23 protein-coding genes are annotated in these 23,211 nt (G+C 65.8%); 9 read left to right on the forward strand and 14 right to left on the reverse strand.

All coding sequences use genetic code 11. The features are described from left to right. Positions 1 to 6 precede the first annotated feature (6 nt). Positions 7 to 822 (forward strand): DUF72 domain-containing protein, encoded by an 816-nt coding sequence (locus BIWAKO_RS10590; RefSeq protein WP_069882344.1) that lies wholly within the window; start codon positions 7 to 9, stop codon positions 820 to 822. Positions 823 to 828: 6 nt separating this feature from the next. On the opposite strand, the gene BIWAKO_RS10595 is transcribed toward BIWAKO_RS10590, so the two are convergent. The 7 genes from BIWAKO_RS10595 to htpX all read right to left on the reverse strand — a co-directional run bounded on the left by BIWAKO_RS10595 (position 829) and on the right by htpX (position 8,612). After that, positions 829 to 1,296: a YbaK/EbsC family protein gene (locus BIWAKO_RS10595; RefSeq protein WP_069878666.1), complete on the reverse strand. Its 468-nt coding sequence runs from the start codon at positions 1,294 to 1,296 to the stop codon at positions 829 to 831. Beyond that, positions 1,293 to 1,571: a hypothetical protein gene (locus tag BIWAKO_RS10600; RefSeq protein WP_043242153.1), complete on the reverse strand. Its 279-nt coding sequence runs from the start codon at positions 1,569 to 1,571 to the stop codon at positions 1,293 to 1,295. Before BIWAKO_RS10600 ends, BIWAKO_RS10595 begins: the two co-directional genes overlap by 4 nt. Positions 1,572 to 1,574: 3 nt before the next feature. Continuing rightward, positions 1,575 to 2,753, reverse strand: a complete 1,179-nt coding sequence (locus tag BIWAKO_RS10605; protein WP_069878667.1) for a low temperature requirement protein A — start codon at positions 2,751 to 2,753, stop codon at positions 1,575 to 1,577. Between the two features lie 79 nt (positions 2,754 to 2,832). Then, positions 2,833 to 4,425 (reverse strand): bifunctional phosphoribosylaminoimidazolecarboxamide formyltransferase/IMP cyclohydrolase, encoded by a 1,593-nt coding sequence (gene purH / locus BIWAKO_RS10610; RefSeq protein WP_069878668.1) that lies wholly within the window; start codon positions 4,423 to 4,425, stop codon positions 2,833 to 2,835. A 100-nt stretch (positions 4,426 to 4,525) separates the two neighbouring features. Beyond that, positions 4,526 to 6,253 carry a heparinase II/III family protein gene (locus BIWAKO_RS10615; protein WP_084651248.1) on the reverse strand — a complete coding sequence of 576 codons (1,728 nt, stop codon included), beginning with the start codon at positions 6,251 to 6,253 and terminating at the stop codon, positions 4,526 to 4,528. 72 nt (positions 6,254 to 6,325) lie between these two features. Then, on the reverse strand, positions 6,326 to 7,687 hold the full coding sequence (locus BIWAKO_RS10620; protein WP_084651249.1) for an RsmB/NOP family class I SAM-dependent RNA methyltransferase: 1,362 nt from the start codon (positions 7,685 to 7,687) through the stop codon (positions 6,326 to 6,328). Position 7,688: 1 nt separating this feature from the next. Next, complete coding sequence (gene htpX, locus BIWAKO_RS10625) at positions 7,689 to 8,612, reverse strand: zinc metalloprotease HtpX (protein WP_069878669.1); 924 nt, start codon at positions 8,610 to 8,612, stop codon at positions 7,689 to 7,691. Between the two features lie 113 nt (positions 8,613 to 8,725). Here htpX and BIWAKO_RS10630 point away from each other — a divergent pair, with 113 nt between their 5' ends. Both BIWAKO_RS10630 and BIWAKO_RS10635 read left to right on the forward strand, forming a co-directional pair. Next, on the forward strand, positions 8,726 to 8,977 hold the full coding sequence (locus BIWAKO_RS10630; RefSeq protein WP_084652199.1) for a DUF1674 domain-containing protein: 252 nt from the start codon (positions 8,726 to 8,728) through the stop codon (positions 8,975 to 8,977). A gap of 64 nt (positions 8,978 to 9,041) precedes the next feature. Further along, a complete protein-coding gene (locus BIWAKO_RS10635) occupies positions 9,042 to 10,343 on the forward strand; it encodes a class I SAM-dependent methyltransferase (RefSeq protein WP_069878670.1) in 1,302 nt (433 codons plus the stop codon). Positions 10,344 to 10,458: 115 nt separating this feature from the next. Here the strand turns inward: BIWAKO_RS10635 and BIWAKO_RS10640 are convergent, their stop codons facing one another. Beyond that, entirely contained in the window at positions 10,459 to 10,776 is a 318-nt protein-coding gene (locus tag BIWAKO_RS10640) for a DUF2853 family protein (RefSeq protein WP_069878671.1), read from the reverse strand. Positions 10,777 to 11,014: 238 nt separating this feature from the next. Here BIWAKO_RS10640 and BIWAKO_RS10645 point away from each other — a divergent pair, with 238 nt between their 5' ends. Further along, positions 11,015 to 11,962: a 2-hydroxyacid dehydrogenase gene (locus tag BIWAKO_RS10645; RefSeq protein ID WP_069882348.1), complete on the forward strand. Its 948-nt coding sequence runs from the start codon at positions 11,015 to 11,017 to the stop codon at positions 11,960 to 11,962. A gap of 64 nt (positions 11,963 to 12,026) precedes the next feature. Here the strand turns inward: BIWAKO_RS10645 and BIWAKO_RS10650 are convergent, their stop codons facing one another. The 6 genes from BIWAKO_RS10650 to BIWAKO_RS10675 form a co-directional block, all read right to left on the reverse strand. Next, on the reverse strand, positions 12,027 to 12,512 hold the full coding sequence (locus BIWAKO_RS10650; protein WP_069882349.1) for a L,D-transpeptidase: 486 nt from the start codon (positions 12,510 to 12,512) through the stop codon (positions 12,027 to 12,029). 173 nt (positions 12,513 to 12,685) lie between these two features. Continuing rightward, positions 12,686 to 13,864: an aminotransferase class V-fold PLP-dependent enzyme gene (locus BIWAKO_RS10655; RefSeq protein WP_069878672.1), complete on the reverse strand. Its 1,179-nt coding sequence runs from the start codon at positions 13,862 to 13,864 to the stop codon at positions 12,686 to 12,688. Next, positions 13,864 to 14,940: a tryptophan 2,3-dioxygenase family protein gene (locus BIWAKO_RS10660; RefSeq protein WP_069878673.1), complete on the reverse strand. Its 1,077-nt coding sequence runs from the start codon at positions 14,938 to 14,940 to the stop codon at positions 13,864 to 13,866. Before BIWAKO_RS10660 ends, BIWAKO_RS10655 begins: the two co-directional genes overlap by 1 nt. Positions 14,941 to 14,998: 58 nt before the next feature. Then, positions 14,999 to 15,832: a heme ABC transporter ATP-binding protein gene (locus BIWAKO_RS10665; RefSeq protein WP_069882350.1), complete on the reverse strand. Its 834-nt coding sequence runs from the start codon at positions 15,830 to 15,832 to the stop codon at positions 14,999 to 15,001. Then, positions 15,825 to 16,934, reverse strand: coding sequence for a FecCD family ABC transporter permease (locus BIWAKO_RS10670; protein WP_069878674.1), 1,110 nt, complete (start codon positions 16,932 to 16,934; stop codon positions 15,825 to 15,827). The genes BIWAKO_RS10665 and BIWAKO_RS10670 overlap by 8 nt, the downstream gene beginning before the upstream one ends. Beyond that, positions 16,931 to 17,887 (reverse strand): heme/hemin ABC transporter substrate-binding protein, encoded by a 957-nt coding sequence (locus BIWAKO_RS10675; protein ID WP_084652201.1) that lies wholly within the window; start codon positions 17,885 to 17,887, stop codon positions 16,931 to 16,933. Before BIWAKO_RS10675 ends, BIWAKO_RS10670 begins: the two co-directional genes overlap by 4 nt. Positions 17,888 to 18,187: 300 nt before the next feature. Here BIWAKO_RS10675 and BIWAKO_RS10680 point away from each other — a divergent pair, with 300 nt between their 5' ends. From BIWAKO_RS10680 to BIWAKO_RS10700, 5 genes are all read left to right on the forward strand, one after another. Further along, positions 18,188 to 20,260 (forward strand): TonB-dependent hemoglobin/transferrin/lactoferrin family receptor, encoded by a 2,073-nt coding sequence (locus BIWAKO_RS10680; RefSeq protein WP_069878675.1) that lies wholly within the window; start codon positions 18,188 to 18,190, stop codon positions 20,258 to 20,260. A 78-nt stretch (positions 20,261 to 20,338) separates the two neighbouring features. Continuing rightward, positions 20,339 to 20,686, forward strand: a complete 348-nt coding sequence (hmuQ, locus tag BIWAKO_RS10685) for a heme-degrading protein HmuQ (protein ID WP_069878676.1) — start codon at positions 20,339 to 20,341, stop codon at positions 20,684 to 20,686. A gap of 11 nt (positions 20,687 to 20,697) precedes the next feature. Then, complete coding sequence (gene hutX / locus BIWAKO_RS10690) at positions 20,698 to 21,240, forward strand: heme utilization cystosolic carrier protein HutX (RefSeq protein WP_371331918.1); 543 nt, start codon at positions 20,698 to 20,700, stop codon at positions 21,238 to 21,240. A gap of 251 nt (positions 21,241 to 21,491) precedes the next feature. Then, entirely contained in the window at positions 21,492 to 22,175 is a 684-nt protein-coding gene (locus tag BIWAKO_RS10695) for a DUF1684 domain-containing protein (RefSeq protein WP_244523409.1), read from the forward strand. 129 nt (positions 22,176 to 22,304) lie between these two features. After that, positions 22,305 to 23,204 (forward strand): glycine betaine ABC transporter substrate-binding protein, encoded by a 900-nt coding sequence (locus BIWAKO_RS10700; RefSeq protein ID WP_371331920.1) that lies wholly within the window; start codon positions 22,305 to 22,307, stop codon positions 23,202 to 23,204. The last annotated feature ends 7 nt before the right edge of the window (positions 23,205 to 23,211 follow it).

The following is a 23,211-nucleotide window of genomic DNA, read 5'->3' on the forward strand; positions in this document are numbered from 1 at the left end:
GCCGTCATGTCCGCAGCAGCAAAGGGCGCCATCAGGATCGGCATCGGAGGCTGGGTTTTCGAGCCTTGGCGCGGCAGCTTCTACCCGGACGGTCTCTCCCAGAAGCGCGAGCTCGAATATGCCAGCAGCAAGCTGTCTTCGCTCGAGATCAACGGCACCTATTACGGCTCGCAGAAGCCCGAAAGCTTCGCCAAATGGCGCGAGGAGACGCCGGACGGCTTCGTCTTCTCGTTGAAGGGTTCACGCTACATCACCAACCGGCGCGTGCTTGCGGAAGCTGGCCCCTCGATCGAGAAATTCATCACGGGCGGCGTGCTGGAGCTCAGGGAGAAGCTCGGCCCGATCAACTGGCAGTTCATGCCGACCAAGGCCTTCGACCCGGTGGATTTCGAGGCTTTCCTGAAGCTTCTGCCGAAATCCGTCGAAGGTCGTGCGCTGCGCCACGCCGTCGAGGTTCGCCATGACAGCTTTCGCTCGCCGGACTTCGTCGCGCTGCTGCGCGAATACGGCGTTGCGGTCGTCACCGCGGCGGATTCCAAGTACACGCAGATCGCCGATCCGACGGCCCCTTTCGTCTATAGCCGCATCATGGGCACGCAAGAGGCCGAACCAAACGGCTATTCGGCCACAGACCTCGACGCCTGGGCCGAGCGCGCCCGTCGCTGGGCGGAAGGCGAGGTGCCGAAGGATCTCGATATGGTCGCGACCCCCGCGGGAGCGCAGGGCGGCCGCGATGTCTTTTTATATGTCATCAGCGGGGACAAGATCCGCAACCCGGCTGCCGCAATGGCCTTGATCGAGCGCGTCGGCGGCAAGGGCTGAGGCCCGTCAGGCCGGCTCCTGGCAGACATCGACCCATTCGGCCTTGGTCAGCTCGACCATGCGTTGCGGGCTGATGCGGAGCGCGCTCTGGGTGGATCCGGCCGCTGGCACGACTTCGTCGAAAGCTCTCAGCGTGATGTCGCAATAGACCGGCAGCGGGGAGGCGAGCCCGAACGGGCAGACGCCTCCGACCGGATGGCCGGTGATCTCGGTGACCTCGCCGGCATCGAGCATGCGCGGCTTGCCGCCAAAGGCCGCCTTGGCCTTGCGGTTGTCCAGCCGTGCATCGCCGCGCGCGACGACCAGCACGACCCGTTCGCCGATCCGCAGCGAGAGCGTCTTGGCGATCTGCGCCGGCTCGACGCCATGAGCCGCCGCAGCCAGGGAGACCGTCGCACTGCTCTCTGCAGTCTCGATGATGGCGATGTCCGGCGCGTGCTCGGCGAAGAACGAGCGAACCGATTCGAGACTCATGCCGAGGCCTTTCCAAAGAACCAGCGTAGCAGCAGCGCGATCGCCATCGGGATGCCGAAGACGATGAGCAGGATCGGAGCCTCCTCGAGAACCGTGTAGCCGGCGCGGGTCACGCCAACGACGAGATTGATCAGCGAAACGGCGAGCCAGAGCGGAATGAACAGTTTGACCGCATAGGCGATGGGGTGCGCGCTGCTGCGGTTCAACCGCGGCGCCAGGAACAGCAGCAGGCCGAGCAGCGCAAAGCCGGCCGAGAGCATCTTCATCGTATGCATGCGTCAGGCCTCCTTCGGCCGAAGCGAGAGCGTTTCCCAGGCCGCGACCAGGACCAGGATGAGCGTTGCACCGAAGCTCAGCGCGAGCGGCGGCAGGATCGCGGCCGTCGGAGCCCAGAGGATCAGCAGTCCGAGCCCGACGAGGTGGGATAGCGGATACCATCCTGCCGTGGCCTTCTTGAAGAGCAGATTTCCGATCACGTAGAAGATCGGCCCCACGATGACGGCGATCGCCACCTTGAGTTCGGTGTGGCCGGCCGGGTGCGCTAGCACGAACTCGTCGCCGACGGCGACCAGGATGATTCCGGCGACGAGGGGCAGAGGGATGAAGGTATAGGCGCTGCGAGCCAGCGAGCCGGGATCTTCTGCCGTGGAGATGCGCTGGCTGCCGCGCTCGGCGCCGACATGAAAATACAACCACCACATCGCGACGGAGCCGAGAAAGGCATTGGCGAAGGCGAGCGAATTGGGCAGCGTTGCTGCGAGCTTCGCTGCGGTGGCGCCCGTCACCAGTACGGATTCACCGAGCGCGATAATGATGAAGAGCGCGCACCGTTCGGCAAGATGCGCGCCTTCGATATCCCATTCGGCGGTGCTGGAGCGGCCGAGGCCCGGCACCCTGAAGCCGATCCAGGGCGCGCCATATTCAAGCGCAAGCGCGAGCGTCCAGAACCCGAAGCGGAGACCGCCATCGGCCAATCCGCCGATGATCCAGAACACGCCGGACAGCGCGAACCAGAGGCATATGCGTTGGAAGTTCCGGTAGTTGGCGGGGCTGCGGCCCCGCAGGCTGATCAGCGTGAAGACGCTGCGTCCAAGCTGAATCGCGACATAGGCGCAGGCGAAGATCAGGCCGCGATCCTCGAATGCGCCCGGCAGCGAGGTCGTGAGCGCCAGGCCGATGAACATCAGCACGAACAGCATCAGACGGACCGGCGTCGAGTCGGGGTCGAGCCAGTTGGTCACCCAGCTCGTGCAGACCCAGGCCCACCAGACCGCGCCGAGCAGCAGGGCGGCCTGGGCGAGCCCAAGCAGCGAGAAATGCTCGAGCAACGTGTGCGAGATCTGCGTGATCGCGAAGACGAAGACGAGGTCGAAGAACAGCTCGACGAAGCTGACCTTGGCATGCTCGTGTGCAACGCGCGTCCGCAAGGGCGTGCGCCGCTGAAGGGTCTGCGTCATGCCGGCCTCGCTCGCGACGCCGGCAGAATAGGACCAAGCCGCTCCTGTGGTCGAGAGCGGCCCTTGCGGCGTCCGCGCCTCAGTGGCGGAAGTGGCGATGGCCGGTGAAGACCATGGCGAGGCCGGCCTCATCGGCCGCCTTGATCACTTCGTCGTCGCGCATCGAGCCGCCGGGCTGGATCACCGCTGTGGCGCCGGCCTCGGCCGCGGCAAGCAAGCCGTCGGCGAAGGGGAAGAAAGCATCGGAGGCCACGACCGAGCCCTTGGCGAGGCTCTCGGCAACGCCAGCGGCTTTCGCAGCCTCGCTCGCCTTCCAGGCAGCGATGCGCGAGGAATCGACGCGGCTCATCTGGCCCGCGCCGATGCCGACAGTCGCCTGACCCTTCACGTAGACGATGGCGTTAGACTTGACGTGCTTTGCGACGCGGAAGGCGAAGCGAAGATCGGCGAGCTCGGCCTCGCTCGGGGCGCGCTTGGTCACGACCCGCAGTTCCATGTCGTCGACGACGGCGTTGTCCCGGGCCTGTGCGAGGAAGCCGCCGGAAACGGTGCGCAGCGACAGCCCGCCGCCGCGCGGATCAGGCAGGCCGCCGGTCAGGAGCAGCCGCAGGTTCTTCTTGGCGGCGATCATCGCGATCGCCTCGTCATCGGCCTCGGGCGCGATGATCACTTCGGTGAAGACCTCGACGATCTTTCGCGCGGCCTGCGCATCGAGCCTGCGGTTGAGCGCGACGATGCCGCCGAAGGCCGAGACCGGGTCGCAGGCCAGCGCCTTCTCGTAGGCCTCGAGCAGCGAGCTGCCGCTGGCGACGCCGCAGGGATTGGCGTGCTTGACGATGACGCAGGCGGCCGAGACGGCCGGGTCGAACTCGGCGACGCATTCGAAGGCGGCGTCGGTGTCGTTGATGTTGTTGTAGGACAGCTGCTTGCCCTGGACCTGGCGGGCGGTCGCGACGCCTGGGCGCTGTTCGGGGGTGCGGTAGAACGCAGCCCATTGATGCGGGTTCTCGCCATAGCGCAGCGTCTCGGCCAGGCCGCCACCGAGGGCGCGGTAGGCCGGAGATGTCTCCGCCAGTTCGTTGGCGAACCAGTTCGAGATCGCGGCGTCGTAGGCGGCGGTGCGGGCATAGGCCTTCTGGGCGAGCTTGCGGCGCAGCGTCCGCGTGGTCGCGCCCTTCTGGCTCTCGAGTTCCCCGAGCACGGCGGCATAGTCCGACGCGTCCACCACGACGGCAACGTCGTTGTGGTTCTTGGCGGCGGCGCGGATCATCGCGGGGCCGCCGATATCGATGTTCTCGATGCAGTCGTCATAGGCGCGGCCGGCGGCGACGGTCGCCTCGAACGGATAGAGATTGACGACGAGCAGGTCGATCGGCGCGATGCCGTGGCCGAGCATCGAGGCCTGATGCTCGGGATGCGAGCGGATGGCGAGAAGGCCGCCATGCACCTTGGGGTGCAGCGTCTTGACGCGACCGTCCATCATTTCCGGGAAACCGGTGAGATCGGAGACATCGGTGACGGGCAGGCCGGCCTCGGCGATCGCCTTGGCGGTGCCGCCGGTCGAAACCAGCGCGATGCCAAGACGGTGAAGGGCGCGCGCGAATTCGATCAGCCCCGTCTTGTCGGAGACGGAAAGAAGGGCGCGTTCGACGCGGCGAAGCTCAGTCGGCATCGGGACAATCCGGTGTGCAGTGCAATGAAGGCGGCTTGGCGGGGCCGTATCATGCCGGGCCCTGGATGCAAAGGGCGGTGTCCGGAGCGCTGCCCCGCCGTCAAAGCGGCAGTTGTGCCTCGGGTCCGCCCCGTTCATGCGACCGCGTTGCCCGCGGCGCCGTGCCGATGCGGGTCAAGCGCCAGGTGACCTGCGGCGTCACGGCAGCGTCGAAGCTGATCGTCAGCTGCTCGGTTCGCCGTTTGCCGTCGGCAGCGGCTAGGAAGATGCTTTCCTCGATCGCGATGGCGCGGCCGGAGGCTTCGAACTCCCAGATTTCGCCGGAGGGCAGCGCGAGCAGGGCGCCATCACCCTCGCGGATCAGACTCGGACGGATACCGGGGTGCAGGTGGAAGCGTGCCACGGCCGGCAGGGTTTCGGTTCCCTTGGGCAGGGCGATCTCGTCTTCGCCTGTCAGCGTCGTACCGTCATTGCTGAGCAGCAGCCGGCGGGTGTGCAGGGCGCCGAGATGGCGGTGGTAGCCATCATGGCTCGCGACCCATTCATGGCCAGCCTCGCTGTCCTGCCGCGCGACGCGCACGTCGGAGGGGCCGGCGGTGATGCGGTGTTCACCGAGTACGAGGCCGAAGGAGGCGCTGGAGCGCTCCGCCAGGACCACCGTGGAATGGGCTGCGGTGCTGCGCGCCGCCAACCGGAGCTCGGGCGGCCCGAAACGGCTGGCGCCGCAATTGACGATGATGCGCTGGCTGCCGCTGGAGAACTCGAAGGACAGGCAGCCTGCATGGGCCTCGACCGAGTTGGCCCCTCGCGGCGCCGCGCCGGCATCGACCACCACGGTGCTGCGGCCGCCGCCGAGCCGATCATAGCCGGAATAGGCGGCATGCTCGATCGGCCGGGCGCGGGCATCATCATAGGCCGCGAGCGTAGCCATCAGATCGGGCGGGGTAATGCCCATGCCGTTGAAGAGGGCGAGCGAGCCGTCGCCATGCCGGAACAGCCGCAGATGCGGCATCATCCGCTCGATCGCCATGAGGACGCTGCGCGGCGGTTCCAGCCCGCGCGCGACGAATGTTTCGCGCAGGGGCAGGAGATCGAGCAGCAACTCGATGATCAGCCGGGGATTGCGGCTGAGATGGCCGCCATCGGGCAGGATCTGGACGTCGAGCTCGTCGGACAGGGTTGCCTCGGCGCGCCTCAGCCGTCGCTCCTGGCCGTCCAGGCTGATCGCGGCGAAGGTCACCGCGATCAGGCATTGCAGCCGCGCTGCGCCATCGACCGCGCCGGACAGCGCCAGCGTCAGCCGCTCCGTCAGCCGCGCGACATGGCGGATGAAGCGCTCGTAGAAGGCGTGATCTGCGCCCTCGAGAAGGAGCGGCGAATGTGACAGGAAGGAGATCAGTCGACGCGCGGCGACTGCCGGCTGCCTTGCGATCTCGCTGCGGTCGTACCGCCTGTCGATGAACTCATCGACCAGCGCGCGCGCATTGGCACGGGCGATCGCGGTATCGGCGGCGCGCATATGCCGAAGCCATGAGAAGCCGTACAGGGCCTCGGACCAGCCCTCGCTCGGCGGCTGACAGTCGAAGGGCGATTCGCCGTGGGTTCTCAGCGTGCGCCCGGCGAAGGCATAATACCCGGAATAGATATCGCCGGCCGTGGTCGGATCGGCCGTGCGCAAATCATGCGGAGCAAAGAGCAGGCGGGTCGCCTGGACATGGCCGAAAGGCCAGAGCTTCCGCGCGGCGCCGACGAACTGGCCACGCGTCCGCCGCGCAGCCCGACCGATCGCCGCCTGGGCAAGCCCCCTACGCTCAGTCCAGCCGTTCAATGCCCCCGCTCACCCCGTCCCGATGCGAATCGTCCCGGAGGACGTGGTCGCGCCCTGCGAATCCCGGTTTCGTCATAACCTGATCAGACGGCTTGCGTAAAATCCTGTCCATCCCGAGAGCCGCGGGCTTTCGCCGCGAAGCTGATGCGGCAGGGTACGAAGGTCGCCGGCGGCGTTGATCGCCTCAGGGAGACCACCGATTTCCTCGGGCTTGATCGGCAGGCGCGCAAAGTCCGGGTTCGCGGCGAGGAAGGCTTCGATCTGGTTTTCGCCCTCTTCCGGTTCAAGCGAACAGGTGCAGTAGACGAGGCGGCCGCCGGGCCGCGTCAGGCGCGCCGCCGCGTCGAGCAGCCGGGCCTGGAGTGCGGCGAGCTTGTCGCGATCCTCGGGGGTCTTGGTCCAGGCGACATCGGGATGGCGGCGGATCGTGCCCGTGGCGCTGCAGGGGGCGTCGAGCAGAACCGCGTCGAAGGGCTCGGCCTGCCAGTTTGCTGCGTCGGTCGCCAGAATCTCGGCCGTGAGCCCGAGCCGTTCCAGATTGGCGCGCAGGCGGCGCAAGCGCGGCGCCGAACGATCGACTGCGGTGACGGCGGCGCCGGCTGCCGCGAGCTGTGCCGTCTTTCCCCCCGGGGCGGCACAGAGATCGGCGATGCGTTCGCCCGGCTTGGGCGCCAGCAGCAGCGCGGGCAGTGCCGCGGCGGCGTCCTGCACCCACCATTCGCCTTCCGCGAAGCCGGGAAGGCTCGGCACCGGCGAGCGTTCGCGCAGACGTACCGATCCGGTCGGCAGCACGATGCCGCCGAGTTTCTCGGCCCAGCCTGCAGCGTCACCCTTCACGCTCAGATCGAGCGGCGGCTCGTCGGCGTGGCTTGCTGCGATGGCGGCGGCCGTTTCATCGCCATAGGCGCTGCGCCAGCTTTCGGCGAGCCAGGGTGGGGTGTCGGCAAAGGGGGCGGCGCTTCCGTTCAGGATCGCGTCGCGCTCGCGGGCAAGCCGGCGCAGCAACGCATTGCCCAGCGCGACATAGCGGGCCGAACGCGCATCCTCGTGGAGATGGCGGATCGCGAGATCGACGGCGGCATGATCCGGTACGTCGAGGAACAGGATCTGGGCCGCAGCGGCGACCAGAATGGGCTCGAACGGACCCGAATTCTTCGGGCTGCCGCGTTCGAGCCGCGCATTGATGGCGTGCTGGATCGTGCCGAGCCGTCGGAAGGCGGTGATGGCGATCGCGCGCGCCAGCGCTGCGTCGGCCGCGTCGAGCCCGAAGGCCGGGCTCATGCGCTCATAGGTTTCGTCGAGCGCGGTGCCGGCCCGCAGCACCTCGTCGATCAGGTTCGCTGCAAGGCGGCGCGCGGGCAGGCCCGGTGCATCATCGGCTGGCCGAGCGGGAGCCGGTGCTGGTTTGCGGCGTGAATTGTCCTGTTCAGTCATCTCAGCCCCACGGGCCGGGCTTGTGGGAGCCGTTCCACGGGCTCTGTGTGGCCTGGCTGCTGAAGCCGCCGGCATTGCGACCGCCGATACCCATGGCGCGCGCCTGCTCCATCAGGGCGGCGATGCGATTGCCGGTGTCGGGGTGGGTCGAAAACAGAAAATCCATGCCGCGTCCGCTCAGGGGATTGATGATGAACATGTGGGCCGTAGCAGGCTTGGCCTCCGCCGTCTCGTTCGGAATATGCGAGACTCCCCCGGCGATCTTGGCAAGCGCGTCGGCGAGCGCGACCGGATTGCCGCAGATTTCGCCGCCGAGCCGGTCCGCCTCGTATTCGCGGGAACGCGAGATCGCCATCTGGATCACCATCGCGGCCATCGGTGCGAGTACCGAAATCAGAATCTGCACCAGCAGTCCCGGCCGGTTCTCGCGCGAGCCGAAGAACATGCCAAAGGTGGTGAGCGAGGAGATTGCGCCCGCCATGGTCGCGGTGATGGTCATCGTCAGGGTGTCGTGATTTTTGATGTGGGCAAGCTCATGGGCCATCACGCCGGCGAGCTCATCGTAGCTCAGCGTGCGCAGGATGCCGGTGGTCGCGGCGACGGCTGCGTTCTGTGGGTTCCGCCCGGTGGCGAAGGCGTTGGGCTGCTCCTCGTCGATCAGATAGACCCTCGGCATCGGCATGTTGGCGCGCGCGGCAAGGTCGCGCACCATGCCATAGAGCTCGGGCGCACTGCGCTCGTCGACCTCATGGGCATTGTGGGAGGCGAGCGCGAGCCGATCCGAATTCCAGTAGCTGTAGAGATTGGTCGCGGCGGCGATGCCGAGCGCGATCAGCATACCGCCCGCGCCGCCGAGCAGATAGCCGACCATGGCGAAGAGCGCGGTGAGGCCGGCCATCAGAATGCCGGTGCGGACGTAGTTCATCTTGGTCCCCTTCGTCTGCTGCAGTCCGGGATGGCGAATTGGCTCTCCCGGAATGCGGATTTCGGCCTTATGTGGTGAAGACCATGCCGATCCCGCAAGAGAGCGCTGTGCCAATGCCAAACGACATTGCCAAGGATCAAGCCTCGGCCAAGGATCAAGCCTCGGTTCCGACGAGCGAGACCGATCGGGCCAGGAGCCTTTCGCCGGTGGCGCAGCGCGCATTGGCCGAAGCACAGGCGCGACGCGCCGAGATCGACGCCAAGGCGGCGGCGACAAAGCGTGACAAGGAACTCAACGGCCGCGGTGGTCTCGATCCGGTGCGTTACGACGACTGGGAGGTGAAGGGAATCGCGAGCGATTTCTGACCGGTGGTTGCCAAGCCCCACGCCTGCCGTCAAACAGGTCGGGACGGGGATGGATCGGCCACGCATGGATCGCGACACCAAACGCCTCGCCGCCTTGCGGCGACTTCTGACCGAGGCACACCAGAAACTTGGATTGAAGCTTGGCTTCGCATTGTGGGACGGCAGCCGCGTCCCTTCCGAGTGGCCTCAGGACGGCCTTGCGATCGCGATCCGCGACTCCGGCGCCGTCGCGGCGCTGCTCCGCAAGCCAAAGCTCGATACGCTGCTGCATCTGCATGTCACCGACCGGATCGCGATCGTGAACGGAACGATCTTCGATCTCGCGGCGGCGCGCCCGGAGGGCAAGGTCGCGCGGCTGGCGCGCGGTATCCCGAAGTCGGCGGTGTTCGATGTGGTGAGGCGTTTCCTGCTCGCGCCCGGCGCCGCGCCGCAAGCCGTCGATCACCTGCAGGGCGACAAGGCCGCCCGCGATGGCGCCCCTGCCACCAACAAGGCCAATATCGCCTATCACTACGACGTTTCGAACGCGTTCTATCGGCTCTTCCTCGATGAGGAGATGGTCTACACCTGCGCCTATTTTACCGAGGATCATACCGATCTCGAGCGGGCGCAGCACGACAAGCTCGACATGATCTGCCGCAAGCTACGCCTGCAGCCCGGTGAGAAGCTGCTCGATATCGGGTGCGGCTGGGGCGCGCTGATCTGCCATGCGGCGCAGCATTATGGCGTCGAGGCGCATGGCGTGACTCTTGCTGAGGAGCAGCTCGCGCTGGCTCGCGAGAAGGTCGAGCGACTCGGCCTTCAGGACAAGGTCACGCTGCATCTCAAGGATTTCACGGAGATGGAGGGGGTCTTCGACAAGATTTCCTCGATCGGCATGTTCGAGCATGTCGGCATCCGCAATCACCCGGCCTATTTCCAGGCGGTGAACCGGCTGCTCAAGCCGCGCGGTCTCTATTTACACCATACGATCTCGCGGCGAGCCAAGAAGACCGAGCGCGCCTTCAACAAGATGCCGGCTGAGTACCGGGCGTTGGTGCGCTACATCTTCCCGGGGGGTGAACTCGACCATCTCGGCATGTCGATCGCCAATCTCGAGCGCCATGGCTTCGAGGTGCACGATGTCGAGGGTTGGCGCGAGCATTACCAGCGCACGACGCGGCTATGGTTCGAGCGGCTGAATGCACGCAAGGCCGAGGCCGAGGCGGAGATCGGTCCCGAGCGGACGCGGATGTGGCTGCTCTATCTCGCTGGCTGTTCGCTCGCCTTCGAGCGCGGTGGCGCGCTGATCAACCAGACGCTGGTCTCGAAGCGGCGCAAGGGACCATCCGGACTGCCGCTGACGCGCGCAGACCTCTATCGCTGAGCCCGGCAGAGGCGAAACACAGACATGGTCGGCCTGGAGCCGACCATCTCGTCTCGGAATGAGAATGTAATCCAGGGATGCCCGGGTAGAGCCCGGGCATGCGCGCAGAGCGCGGCTACTTCTTCACGAAGAGATCGAGCTTACCGTAATGCTCGGCGAGCAGGTAATAGAAGGTCAGGCGCGACTTGGTCTTGTCGTCCTTCATATGCTCGCAGGTTGCCTTGATGGATGCGTCGAGATCGGCGCTCTTGAGACCGAGTTTCTTCTTCAGGAAGTTCTCGCGAACACGCTCCAGTTCGGCCGGATCCGTGCAGGCGACGAAGCGGGTGTCGGGCTTGCCCATGACGAGCGCGTAAGATTTGGACATACCGGCAAAGGCAGCTTCGTTGACGGCCTTCCTGGCGTATTTCTTGACGTCGGCGAGATGATCCATCGATAGCCCCTGTTGGGCTCGGTGCTTCAGGCCCGAGCGCGATTGAAGTCGTGCAAGCAAACGTTAACGCGCTTCTTTGTCGCAGGCGAGAGGTTACGCTAGGCGATGTTGCCCTTTTTCGGCGGGGCGTCAGAGCGGTTGCATTGCGTCGGCGAGATGGCGGTCCCCGCTCCGAAATGGGTTGAGCAGGCTGCTGTTCGATGTTGCGATGCAACACCGCCATGGAGCTCGATTCCTGATGAAACCGACCATCCTCATGGTGCCGCGTCTGCCTGATCGGCTCGTCGCGCGTCTGAACGAAAGCTACACATTGCTTGGCCCGATGGCGCGCTCAGCTCCGGACGCGTTGCCAGCAGGGGCCGAGGAGGTTCAGGCTCTCCTGACCATCGGCAGCCACAAGACGGATGCGGCCTTGATCGATGCCCTGCCGAAGCTGCGCTTGATCGCGTGCTACGGCACGGGTTTCGAGGGGGTCGACCGGGTGCGCGCCAAGGAGCGCGGCATCCAGCTGAGCAATGCCGCCGACAGCAACGCGACAAGCGTCGCGGAATTTGCCATGGGTCTGCTTCTGGCCAGCGCGCGGCAGATCAATAGCGGAGACCGGTTCCTGCGCGCCGGACGATGGCAGGGCAATGCGGTTGCGCGGATGGCGCATGTGCCTGGACTGGCTGGTCACAAGCTGGGCATTTACGGACTTGGCGCCATTGGCGCCCGCATTGCCAGTCGCGCCGCGGCCTTCGACATGACGATCGGCTACCATAACCGTTCGCTGCGCGCAGACCTGCCCTATCTCTATCATGACAGCCTACTCGGGCTGGCTCACTGGGCGGACCTGCTGGTCGTTGCCGTCCGCGCCAGTGCCGAGAACCGCTACGCGATCAACGCGGAGGTGCTGAAGGCGCTTGGCCCGCAAGGGCATCTCGTCAATATCTCGCGCGGCATCGCCGTCGATGAGTCAGCGCTATGCGACGCGCTCGAGACGGGCTTGATCGCGGGTGCGGCGCTCGATGTCTACGAGAACGAGCCGCATGTCTCCGAGCGGTTGCGGGCCTGCGAGAATGCGGTGCTGACGCCCCATATCGGCGCCAATGCGGAATCGGCGCAGCATGCCCAGCAGGATCTGCTCATCGGCAACCTCGCGGCCTTCTTCTCCGGACGGCCATTATTGTCGCCGGTTGCCCTCTGAAGCATCGGCTCGAAAAAGTGGATTGCGGTTGTCGGGGGCAGCCGATGTCATCGCCAAAGATGATCTAAGGCAGGACCACCACGGGCGTGCCCATGCGGACCCGGGCATAGAGATCGATCACGTCGGGGTTGTGCATCCGGAAACAGCCAAAGGAAGCCGCCGTTCCGATCGTGCCCGGTGCGTTGGTGCCGTGGATGGCATATTCGCCACCTGGCCCGAGACCGATGACGCGGGCCCCCATCGGATTGCGGGGCGAGCCGCCGGCGATGACGTTGGGCAGGTTCGGCTGGGCGCGCTTGACCTCGGTCGGGGGGCTCCAGGCTGGTTCGACTGCGAGTTCCTCGACATATTTGACGCCGCGCCATTGTTTGCCGGCTTTGCCGACGGCGATCTGGTAGCGGATCGCTTCACCGGGGGCGGTGACGAAATAGAGGCTGCGCTGGCCGGTGCGGATCACGATCGTGCCCGGGTAGTAGCGCTGGTCCTGGAACTGGACGAGCTCGCGGGCGAGCGCGGGGCGGCCGGCGAAGGCAAGGGCCAGCAGGGACATCGCGCCTGCAAGCAGCAGGTCGATGGGGGCGAGGCGTCTGGTCACGGTTCATCTCCCGCTTCGGGTTCTGCGGGAGATGTGGCGCCGCGACCGTGAACCAGCGGTTGAGCGATATGGTGAAGCCTGGATTCACGATGAATCCGGCGTAAGATCGATCGCTCCAATGATTTCGATCAGGCGTTCAAGGCTTTCATCCGATCGAGAGCCGCGGCCACATCTCCTGCCGACAGCGCCAGGCCAAAGCCAAAGCGCAGCACGTCGCCGCGATGGTCCGTGGCAATGCCGTGCTTCGCCAATGCCGCCTCCAGCGCTCCGGCCTCGGGTGTGCGGAAGGCGAGGAAATTGCCATGTGCCGAGGGATTGCCAAAGGGCGTGATCAGGTGCGCCGGGGATAGCCAGGGAATCGTCGCCGCATCGAGACCGGAGAGGAACTGCCGCATCAGGGAGATGGCGTGCTCGTGGACGTGATGCGCAGCGAGGCCGTTGACCTGCAGCCATGCCAGCACGGCTCGCATGCGATAGAGCCCGCTGGGATCGAAGGTGGCGCCGAGGAAGCGGCCGCCATCGGCGGAGTAGCCGACATTGCTGCCGGGTGGAGCCGCGAGCGCGCCGAAGGCTGCAAACCAGCCGGTATCGCGCGGGCGCGGGCCATAACCTGGCGGGCAGTGCATGAAGCAGCAGCCCTCGCCGGCCATCGCGTATTTATAGCCTCCCGCGATGTAGAAGGCGCGGTCCGCAATCGCGGAAAGGTCGGTCGGCAGGGCGAGGTAGCCGTGATAGCCGTCGATCGCGACCAGGGTTTCCTCGGACGGTACTGCGCCGGCAAGCGTTGCGAGATCGCCTGAGGTCGCTCCCGAATTGAACAGGACCTGGCTGACATAGATCAGGTCGTGGCCACCGGCGATGATCGCCGTCCGGAGGCGCTCGTGAAATGTTGCGAAGGGCTCTGCGGCGATTTCATCGAGCCGGATCAGCCGCTCTTCCGCCAGTCGCGCGAGCTGCCGCCGAGCTGTGTGGAATTCGGCGCTCGTCGTCAGTACGCGAGGGGTGCGGTCGGTTGGCAGGCAGGAGAGGAGGCGGCGCAGGAATTCGTGGGTGTTCGGCGCAAAGGCGATGCTCGACGGATCGGGAAGCCGGAGCTCACGGGCGATGCCGGCCTGAACGGCCGGAATCAGCTCGCCGAAGACGAGGCTCCATTTATGGCCTGCGAGGCGGGCGGCGTCGGTCCAGGCCTGCTCCTGCGCCGCGAAACTGACATCGGGCCAGTCGTGATGGCTATGCGCCGCGAGGTTGATCCGCTCCGGTGCCGCGTTGCGGAAACGGCTGAAATGAGCTGTCCAGTCGCCGTGCATCAGGCCGCCCCGTAGCTGAAGCCCATGCGCCGGCGTACCCCCTCGGGCAGAGCCGGCAGGTCCCGGGCGGCCAGCAGATAGCTGGAGAGATGGAAGAGGTCGATGAAGATGCGGTGTTTCTCGGCCGTGGCGCGCAAATAACCCGAGCCCGAGGAGCCGCCGGTGCCGGGCCGGACGCCGATCATGCGCTCGACCATCAGCGCATGGCGCAGGCGCCAGAGCGTCAGGCTTTCGTCGATGTCCATCAGGTTCTGCAGGAGCCGGAAGGGCAGCTGCAGCACCGGCATGTCGCGATAGAGCGCGATGAACAGGGCTGCTTCGATCGCGCGCGCCGACATGTGCCAGGTCGTGCCGGTGGCATCCGGCTCGAACAGGGCCTGGAAGCGGGCAAGCGCCTTTTCGATCGCGGTGGCATCGGCCTGGCGCTGCGCTTCCGGCAAGGACGGGTCGGCGCCGACGCTGCGCGCATCGCGCTGAAGGGCCGCGGTCACGGCGGCACGATAGCTCTCGCGGAAATTGTAGTCGCCAAGGGCGACGAAGGGCGTGCGTGCGAGCCAGACGTCAAGCTGGGACAGCAGGGACGGTTTATGCTCGGCGTCGAGCCTGGCGCGATCCTCGGGCGCCAGGCGTTCGCGCATGCTTTGATCGTCGATCCGGAGGCGCAGCGTGTCCGCTAGGCCGAGACGGCTCTCGATCAGCCGGAACTGCACGGACTGGAAGCCCGAGGCCGGAGTCAGCAGGTCGCGGAATTCGAGGAAGCCGGCAGGCGTCATCGTCTCCAGGACGTCGAGCTGGCCGACCAGAAGCTTCAGGATCTCGTGAATGCGGCCGAGGCCCGCGACGATGCGGCCAAGATTCTCGTCGGCGACCGGGCTCGCCGAGAAATCGAGCTGGATGCGGTCGAGCTCATGCAGGATCTGCTTGAACCAGAGCTCATAGGCCTGATGGACGATGATGAAGAGCATCTCGTCATGGGCCGGAGTGCCGGCCTTCACGCTCTCCAGGGTCTGGCAGGCCAGCAGATCGTCGACCTGAAGATAACGTCCGTAGGACAATCTGCGCGGTGAAGCGGCCATGATCGCGGACCCCGGTTCGGAGCAGTTATTTCAAGCTTAAAATAACTGATCCGGGGGATCAAGCGGCTGCGTTGGGGCGGTGCTGCTGGGGCAGGAGGAAGGGCAGGCCGGCGGCGGGCGCGCGGCTGAAACTGAGGTCGACCTTGAAGACATTGCGCAGCAAGGCGTCATCCAGCGTTGCTGCGGGCGCCCCCTGGGCGACGATGTGGCCGCGGTCCATCACGACGAGGTGGTCGGCATAGGTCACGGCGAGATTGATATCGTGGAGCACGATCAGCACCGCCACGCCGCGCGCCGCAATCGCGCGGGCCATATCGAGCAGGGCGAGTTGATGGCAGAGATCGAGGCTGGCGATCGGCTCGTCGAGGAAGAGGGTCTGCCGCGCAGCGACGCTGCGACCGGCCTCGAGCTGACAGAGCACGCGCGCGAACTGCACGCGCTGCTGCTCGCCACCCGACAAGGTCTGATAGCGGCGCGCTGCGAGCTCGGCGACGCCGGCCGAGGCCAGGCATTCGCCGACGAGGGCTTCGCGGCGCTGACGCGACAAGGCGCGCCCGACACCGTCCACGCCGAGGCGCGCGACCTCGTAAACGCTGAAGGGAAAGGCGAGCCGCGTGTGCTGCGCCATCACAGCGCGCTGGCAGGCCAGGCGCCAGGACGGGATGCCGGAGAGGCGCTCGCCGTCGAGCAGGACCTCGCCATTGGCAGGCTTCAATTCGCCGGTGACCAGCTTGAGCAGGGTCGATTTGCCGGCGCCGTTGGGGCCGATCAGGATTGTGGTCTTGCCCGGCTTGAGATCGAACGAAGCCTCGCTGACCAACGCCCGCCCGCCGACCATGAAGCTCAGGGAACGGCCCGACAGGATCGGCTCGCCATTGATTGGGTCAGACATCGAGACCATCCGCGCGGCGCAGCAGGAGCCAGAGGAAGAACGGGGCGCCGAGTGCTGCGGTGACGATACCGATCGGCAATTCGGCCGGGGCGACGATCAGGCGGGCGACGATGTCGGCGGCGACGAGAAGCGTTGCGCCGCCGAGCGCCGAGAGGGGGAGCAGCAACCGGTGGTCGGGGCCGATGGCGAGGCGGATCAGATGCGGCACGACGATACCGACGAAGCCGATCACGCCGGCCGAGGCGACACTGGCGCCGACGGCAAGGGCCACCAACAGGATCGCCAGCGCCTTGATGCGCTGGACCGGGATGCCGAGATGATAGGCTTCCGCCTCTCCGAGCATCAAGGCGTTCAGTCCGCGTGCCAGCAGCGGCACGGCCAGGAGAAGCGGCAGGACGATGGGCGCGATGACCACGAGCTTCGTCCAGCTCGCGCCCCCAAGGCTGCCGAGCGACCAGAAGGTCAGGTCGCGCAGCTGCCGGTCATCGGAAATGAAGGCGAGGACGCCGGTCAGCGCGCCGGCGAGCGCACCGAGCGCGACACCGGCGAGCAGCATGGTTGCGACCGAAGTGCGGCCCTGACGGGTCGCAATCAGATAGAGGGTCAGGGTCGAGATCAGGCCACCGCAGAAGGCGCCGAACGGAAGCGCTGCAAAGGGCAGCTTCATCGTCAGGCCGGCGAGGAGCCGGTCACCGAGCACGATGGTCGCAGCCGCTGCCAGGCCGGAGCCCGCCGAGACGCCGACGAGGCCGGGATCTGCAAGCGGATTGCGGAAGAGCCCTTGCATCAGAGCTCCGGAAATCGCGAGTGCAGCCCCGACGAGTGCCCCGAGCAGCACGCGCGGCAGGCGGATATTGAGGACGACGAGCGCGTCTCGCCCGTCCAGCAGGGCGGTCTCGCCCGTCAGCCTGGCCCAGAGGATCTCGGCGACCCGGCCGGGCGGAATCGAGAACGCGCCTTGCCCTACGGCCACAAGCATCAGCAGGCCGCACAGCAGAACAAGGCCGGCAATGACCAGAGCGGCCTGCCGCCGTTGTCTGGCCGCGAAGCTGGCGAGCGCGGTCGTGGCCATTGCGCCGGCCGGACGGACGGCGAGCGTCATGGCGCAGCGGCGGTCTTGAGCGGCGGGATCGCGGCCTCGGGGTAGAGCGCGGCCATCAGGTCGCGGGCTGCTGCCGGTGTGCGCGGCCCGAAACCGAGCAGGTAGAGGCCATCCATCCTGATGAGCGCCATCTTCGCCGCGGCCGGAGTCTGCGAGAAGGTCGGCATGGCGAACACATCGTCAGGCGATGCATTGTGGCTGTTGCTGTTGCGCATCATCAGGATCACGTCGGGCGCGGCGGCGATGATGGCCTCGTCGTTCAGGGGCTTGAAGCCCTCGACCGCGGTCGCGGCGTTGACGCCGCCGGCCATCTGGATGATCGCATCGGCAGAGCTGTTGCGACCGCCGACCAGCACGCGGCCGTTCTGGAGCGACAGGACGAAGAGCACGCGTTTCTTGGCCGGCAGGCTGGAGCGTAGCGCCTGAAGTTCGTCGAAACGCAGCTTCGTCTGCTGCGCAAGGCGTGCCGCGGGTTCGGCGGCACCTGCAACGGCGCCAATCGCCTGGATCTTGGTGACGACGCCATCGGGCGAGTTGTCTTCCGGGATGCTGGCGAGGCGCAGCCCGGCTTCGTTGAGCAGCGAGACCGCCCCGGGAGGCCCTGCGCCCTCGAGGGCAATGACCAGCGAGGGCTTCAGGGAGAGCACGCCTTCGGCCGAAAGTGCACGGACATAGCCGACGCTGGCCTTGTCGCGCAGGGCTTCGGGCGGGAACTGGCTGGTGGTGTCGACACCGACGATCCGGTCCTGCAGGCCCAGAGCGTAGAGCACTTCGGTGATCACGCCGCCGACAGCAACGATGCGATCCGGAGTCTGTGCCTGGGCCGGGCCCGGGAGCATGGACGGGGCAAGGAGGCCGGCGGCGGCCAGAAAGGTCAGTCCGATCGCGGCACCCAGCTCGCGTCGATGCGGCCGTGCGCCGAGCGGCCTCGAAGGCGCAAGGGGGCTTGGCATGATGGTCTCTCCGCTTCCCGGGTTGCGCGCCAATGGAAGATGGGATCGGAATCGATCTCGTCTAGCCAAGAGCGCGCGACATCTCGTCGTCTGAAGGTGATCTAAAGCAGATGTCAGTTTTTAATTATTCTAAGAAGGATAAAGCTTAAGCGTTGTTGACGGTGATATTCAGCTTTACTACAAAGGGTCAAGAGCGGCGCGCCGAGACGGTGCGACTGCCCGCGCCAGCCAGCCACACGCAGCCCGCGTCCAGCCAGCCAGTCGCTGCAAAATCTTCAGGTCAGGTTCGGGGCTGGACGTATGAATTCTCACGCCGCGCTGTTGCGCGCTTCCGTTTCCGTGGCTGCCATCGCGCTATGGTCGCTTGGCGCTCATGCTCAATCCCAGCCGGCGCCAGCCTCCGCTGCTACGCCGATCGCATTGGACGAGATCACGGTGACGGCGAGCAAGCAGGAAGAGCGCGCGATCGATGCGCTCGCCTCGGTCTCGGTGATGACGCGCAACGAGATCCGGTCGCAGCAGCCGCAAAGGCTCGGCACCCTCCTCAACCAGATGCCCAGCGTTTCGACGCAGGAAAACCCGAACGATCCGGCAACCGCGATCAATATTCGCGGTCTGCAGGACTTTGGCCGCGTCGCGGTGACGATCGACGGGGCGCGCCAGAATTTCCAGCGTTCCGGCCATAATGCCAATGGCGCCTTCTTCCTCGATCCCTCCTTCGTGCGCGTCATCGACGTGACGCGCGGCCCGGTTGCCAACGTCTACGGTTCAGGCGCGATCGGCGGTGTCGTGTCCTTCGAGACGGTCGACCCCAAGGATATTCTCCGGCCCGGCGAGCGCGCCGCGGTCGAGATCGGTGGGACCGGCGTGTTCGCCCGCCAGTCCGGCGCCTTCGGCAATGCCATCGGGGCTTTCCGGCCCAATGATGTCGTCGAAGGCCTCGTCGGGCTTTCATTCCGCTCGCTCAATCCCTATCGCGACGGCGGCGGTACGAAGATTGCCGATAGCGGGCAGGACCTGGTTTCAGGTCTCGGCAAGATTGTGATCACGCCCGGCGAAGGCCAGGAACTCAAGCTCGGTGGCCAGTACCAGCGTTACGATTTCTCCAATGGCGTCGGCACCTCGACGGCACCGCGCCGCGACAACGAGGTCACGACGCAGAATTACACGGCACGCTACAGCTTCTCGCGACCCGATATCCCGTGGCTGAACCTGAACATCAGCGCCTATTCGACCTCGACGGACACCGACCAGACCCAGATTTCCGGTACGGGCGCGGCTCTTGGCGCGAAGCGCTATTTCAAGGTCGAGACCAACGGGTTCGACATCCACAACACGATGAAGTTCGATCTTGGCGCGGCGGCGCTGAACCTGAGCTATGGCGCCGACTGGTTCGAGGATCGTGTCCGGACCAGCGACCCGGTCGGCAATGGCGACGAGACGACGCCGTCCGGCAAGCGCAGCGTCTATGGCGGGTTCGTGCAGAGCCACGTCAAGTATTCGATCTTCGATCTGATCGGTGCGCTGCGCTACGACGCCTATGAACTCAGCGGCGGCCGGACCTCTTCGGATGGCAACCGCATCTCGCCCAAGCTGACGCTCGGCGTCACGCCGCTGCAGGGCTTGCAGGTCTACGGCACCTATGCCGAGGGCTATCGGGCGCCGTCGGTGACCGAAACCCTGGTCGACGGACCGCATCCGGCACCGGCCAGCTTCATCTTCCGGCCGAACCCGAACCTGAAGCCGGAAGTCGGCAAGACGCTCGAGGCCGGCGTCAATCTGAAATACGACAACATCCTGAGCGAAGGCGACCGCTTCCGCGGCAAGCTCGCGGTCTACAGGAACGACGTGAAGAACTATATCGACGGCGTCTTCGTCGATCCCGGCGCACCCTGCGGCGCACCGGTCCCCGGCGCCTGCAACGACGCGTTCTTCACCTATGAAAACGTCGCCAAGGCGCGCATCACCGGCTTCGAAGCCGAACTCGGCTACGACGCGAAGCGCTGGTTCATGACCCTTGCCGGCTCGACCACTCGCGGGGACAACAGGACGCTGAACCAGCCGCTGCAGTCGATCTATCCGGACAAGCTGATCCTCAGCAGCGGATTGCGCTTCTTCGAGGAGAAGCTCACGGTCGGCGCGAGGCTGACGCTGGTCGACGATCAGAAGCGCCTGCCGCCTGGTGCGCAGGTGATCGCGAGCAAGGCCTATGCGCTGGTCGATCTTTACGCCGACTACAAGATCACGCCCGATGCCCGCGCCTATGTCACGCTCGAGAATGTCGGCGACGTTCGCTATCGCCGCTACCGCGACGGTGACAACAGCCCGGGCTTCGTCGGCAAGATCGGCTTCTCGACGCGCTTCGGCACATGAGGACGGCAATGCCGTCCGGCATTGCCCATTTCCCGTTCAACCAAGCCAGCCAACAGCCAGCCAACTGAGGAAAACACCATGTTCATCGCCATGAATCGCTTCAAGGTCGTCAAGGGAGAGGAGGCCGCGTTTGAGACGGTCTGGTCCTCGCGCAAGACCCGCCTCGACGAGATGAACGGCTTCATCGCCTTCCGTTTGCTCAAGGGGCCGGAGAAGGAGGACCATACCCTCTATTCCTCGCACACGACCTGGGCCTCGAAGGAGGATTTCACGGCCTGGACGAAGTCCGACCAGTTCCGTGAATCGCACCGCAATGCCGGTCAGCCCCGCGCGACGCCGATGTATCTCGGCCATCCCGAGTTCGAGGGCTTCGAGACGGTGCTGAGCGAGGCCAATCCGCATTTGCCCCGCCAGGCGGCAGAGTGAGGGAGGACGGTATGTCGATCTCGCAGGCGAGTGCCGCGGCGGTCCAGGACCCGTCAACGGTAGACCCGATGGAGCGCGTCAGGCAGGCGCTGGCAGCCAAGCCGGATGGCGTGATCGAGGCCATCGCCCGCGAGGTCGGCGTGCCGACGCTCGCGGTGCTGGAGGCAGCACCGGCCGATCAACGCCATTTCATTGCAGCCGAGCGCTTCGAGGCGCTGTGGCAGGCGCTCTCGACCTGGGGCGATGTGCTCTTCATCGTCCACACCGCCGATATCGTGCTGGAATGTGAAGGCTCGCTGCCCGTCGGCTCCTTCGGCCACGGCTATTACAACATCCATGGCGACAGCCCGATCGGCGGACATATCAAGGCTGGCAACTGCACGGCGATCTATCTGGTCGATCGGCAGTTCCATGGCCGCCGCTCGTGCTCGGTCCAGTTCTTCAATGCTGCTGGCGAAGCGATGTTCAAGGTCTTCGTACGGCGCGACGAGAAGCGGGAGCTGATTGCCGAGCAGGTGGCGCATTTCGAAGGCCTGAAGACGCAATTTTCCTGACAGCTCGGGGCTCAGATCCACGAGTTCAACGCCGTCGTCGCGATCTCGTGACGGCGGCGTTCTTCATTTGCCTTGGCTTTGGGCCCGGACGCGATGATTTTCGCCGGTGTTGCTGCGAACGCTGACACGGCCTGACAGCATGATCGGCACAATGAGCGATGGGGGAACGCCTGCGTCGCCGATGCGTTGACCGGCGGCGGTGGTTCTCACGCCGAGGCGATCTCGTTCAGTCGAACCGAAGGCTGCGCACCATGAAGAACCAGATCATTGCCGGGGCCGCATCCACCAGACCAGGGGCTCGTCTGTCTGCGAATGCGATGCTCGAGAACGCGGCCTCGCTCCAGGACTGGCGTCGGCAGGTGGCCGATCTCTACGCGGCGGTCCGGGCCATGCCGGCGGAAGCGGGCTGGGGACAGTGGCGCGATGTGCGCGACCGGCTGTTTCGCGAGCACCGGCAGTCGCCGCTTGCGGCCGCCCGGCGGCAAAGCTTCCGGGGCATCCGCTATTTCTCCTATGATCCGGCGCTGCGCTTCGAGGTCGGCTTGCGGCCGGCCGTCGGGCGCGAAACCATCCGGGTCGAAGCCGGAAAGGACGGCGCCATGGTGCTCAGGCCCTACGCACTGACCGACGGGCTGGAGGGCGCGCTCGGTCGGGAGCTGACGCTTTACTGGATCGAGGGTTATGGTGGCGGGACCTTCCTGCCCTTTGGCGATGCGAGCAATGGCGAGGAGACCTTTGCCGGCAGCCGCTACCTGCTCGATACGATCAAAAGCGCCGATCTCGGCGTGACATCGGAGGGGCGGACGATCCTCGACTTCAATTTCGCCTATTACCCGTCCTGCGCCTATTCCGAGGCCTGGGTCTGCCCATTGTCGCCCATCGAGAATCGCCTGCCCGCCGCGATCCGTGCGGGCGAACGAAATCCCCTCAGTTGAGCGCTTGCCCGGCGCGTTCGTTCCCCGCACCGGAATTGCGACGGCGCGTTTTTCCTTCGTGCGCCCAAAACTTGCATCGTTGTTCGATCCCTCGTTAGCTAACCCCTTGAGCCATCACAGGAGGCGGCCATGAAACTCATCAGCATGCGCTTCGCGAAGACGGTCTGTACTGTTGCCGCGATGATCGTGGTCGGGCTGTCGGCGGCAGCGGCCCAGACGATCAAGATCGGTTCCAAGAATTTCACCGAGCAGTTCATCGTTGCCGAGCTTTATGCCGCTGCCCTGGAGGGCGCGGGCTTCAAGGTCGAACGCAAGATCAATCTCGGCGGCACGCTGGTGGCGCATGAGGCGCTGAAAAGCGGCGCGATCGACCTTTATCCGGAATATACCGGGACTGGCCTCAACGCCGTGATGAAGGCGCAGGGTGTGACCGAGACCGACCCGGAGAAGGTGCGCGGCATGGTCAAGGCCTTCTACGAGAAGGAATTCAACCTGACCTGGCTGAAGCCCTCCGGTATCAATAACGGCTATGCCATCGTGGTGCGGCCGGAGACCGCGAAGGAATACAACCTCAAGACCCTGACCGATCTCGGCAAGGTCTCGTCCAAGCTTCGGCTCGGCGCCGGCACCGAGTTCGTCGATCGCCGTGATGGCATCGCGGGCCTCAAGGAGGTCTATGGCGCCGAGTTTGCCGAGTTCAAGCAGTTCGCGGCGCTGCGGCTGCGCTACGAGGCGCTGAACCAGAAGCAGGTCGACATCGCCAACGGCTTCTCCACCGACTGGCAGATTGCGGCGGAGAAGTTCGTGGCGCTGGACGACGACAAGTCGCTGTTCCCGCCCTATTTCCTCGCCCCGGTCGTGCGTCAGGAGATTGCCGGCAACGCCAAGGTCGTCGAGATCCTCGAGAAGGTCGGGGCAGTGCTCGACAATGCGACGATGCAGGAGCTGAACCGACAGGTCGAGGTTGACAAGAAGGAGCCGCGTGTCGTCGCCGCCGCCTTCCTGAAAGCCAAGGGTCTTGTCCGCTAAGGCGGGC

Source organism: Bosea sp. BIWAKO-01 (assembly GCF_001748145.1).
Taxonomy (GTDB): Bacteria; Pseudomonadota; Alphaproteobacteria; order Rhizobiales; family Beijerinckiaceae; genus Allobosea.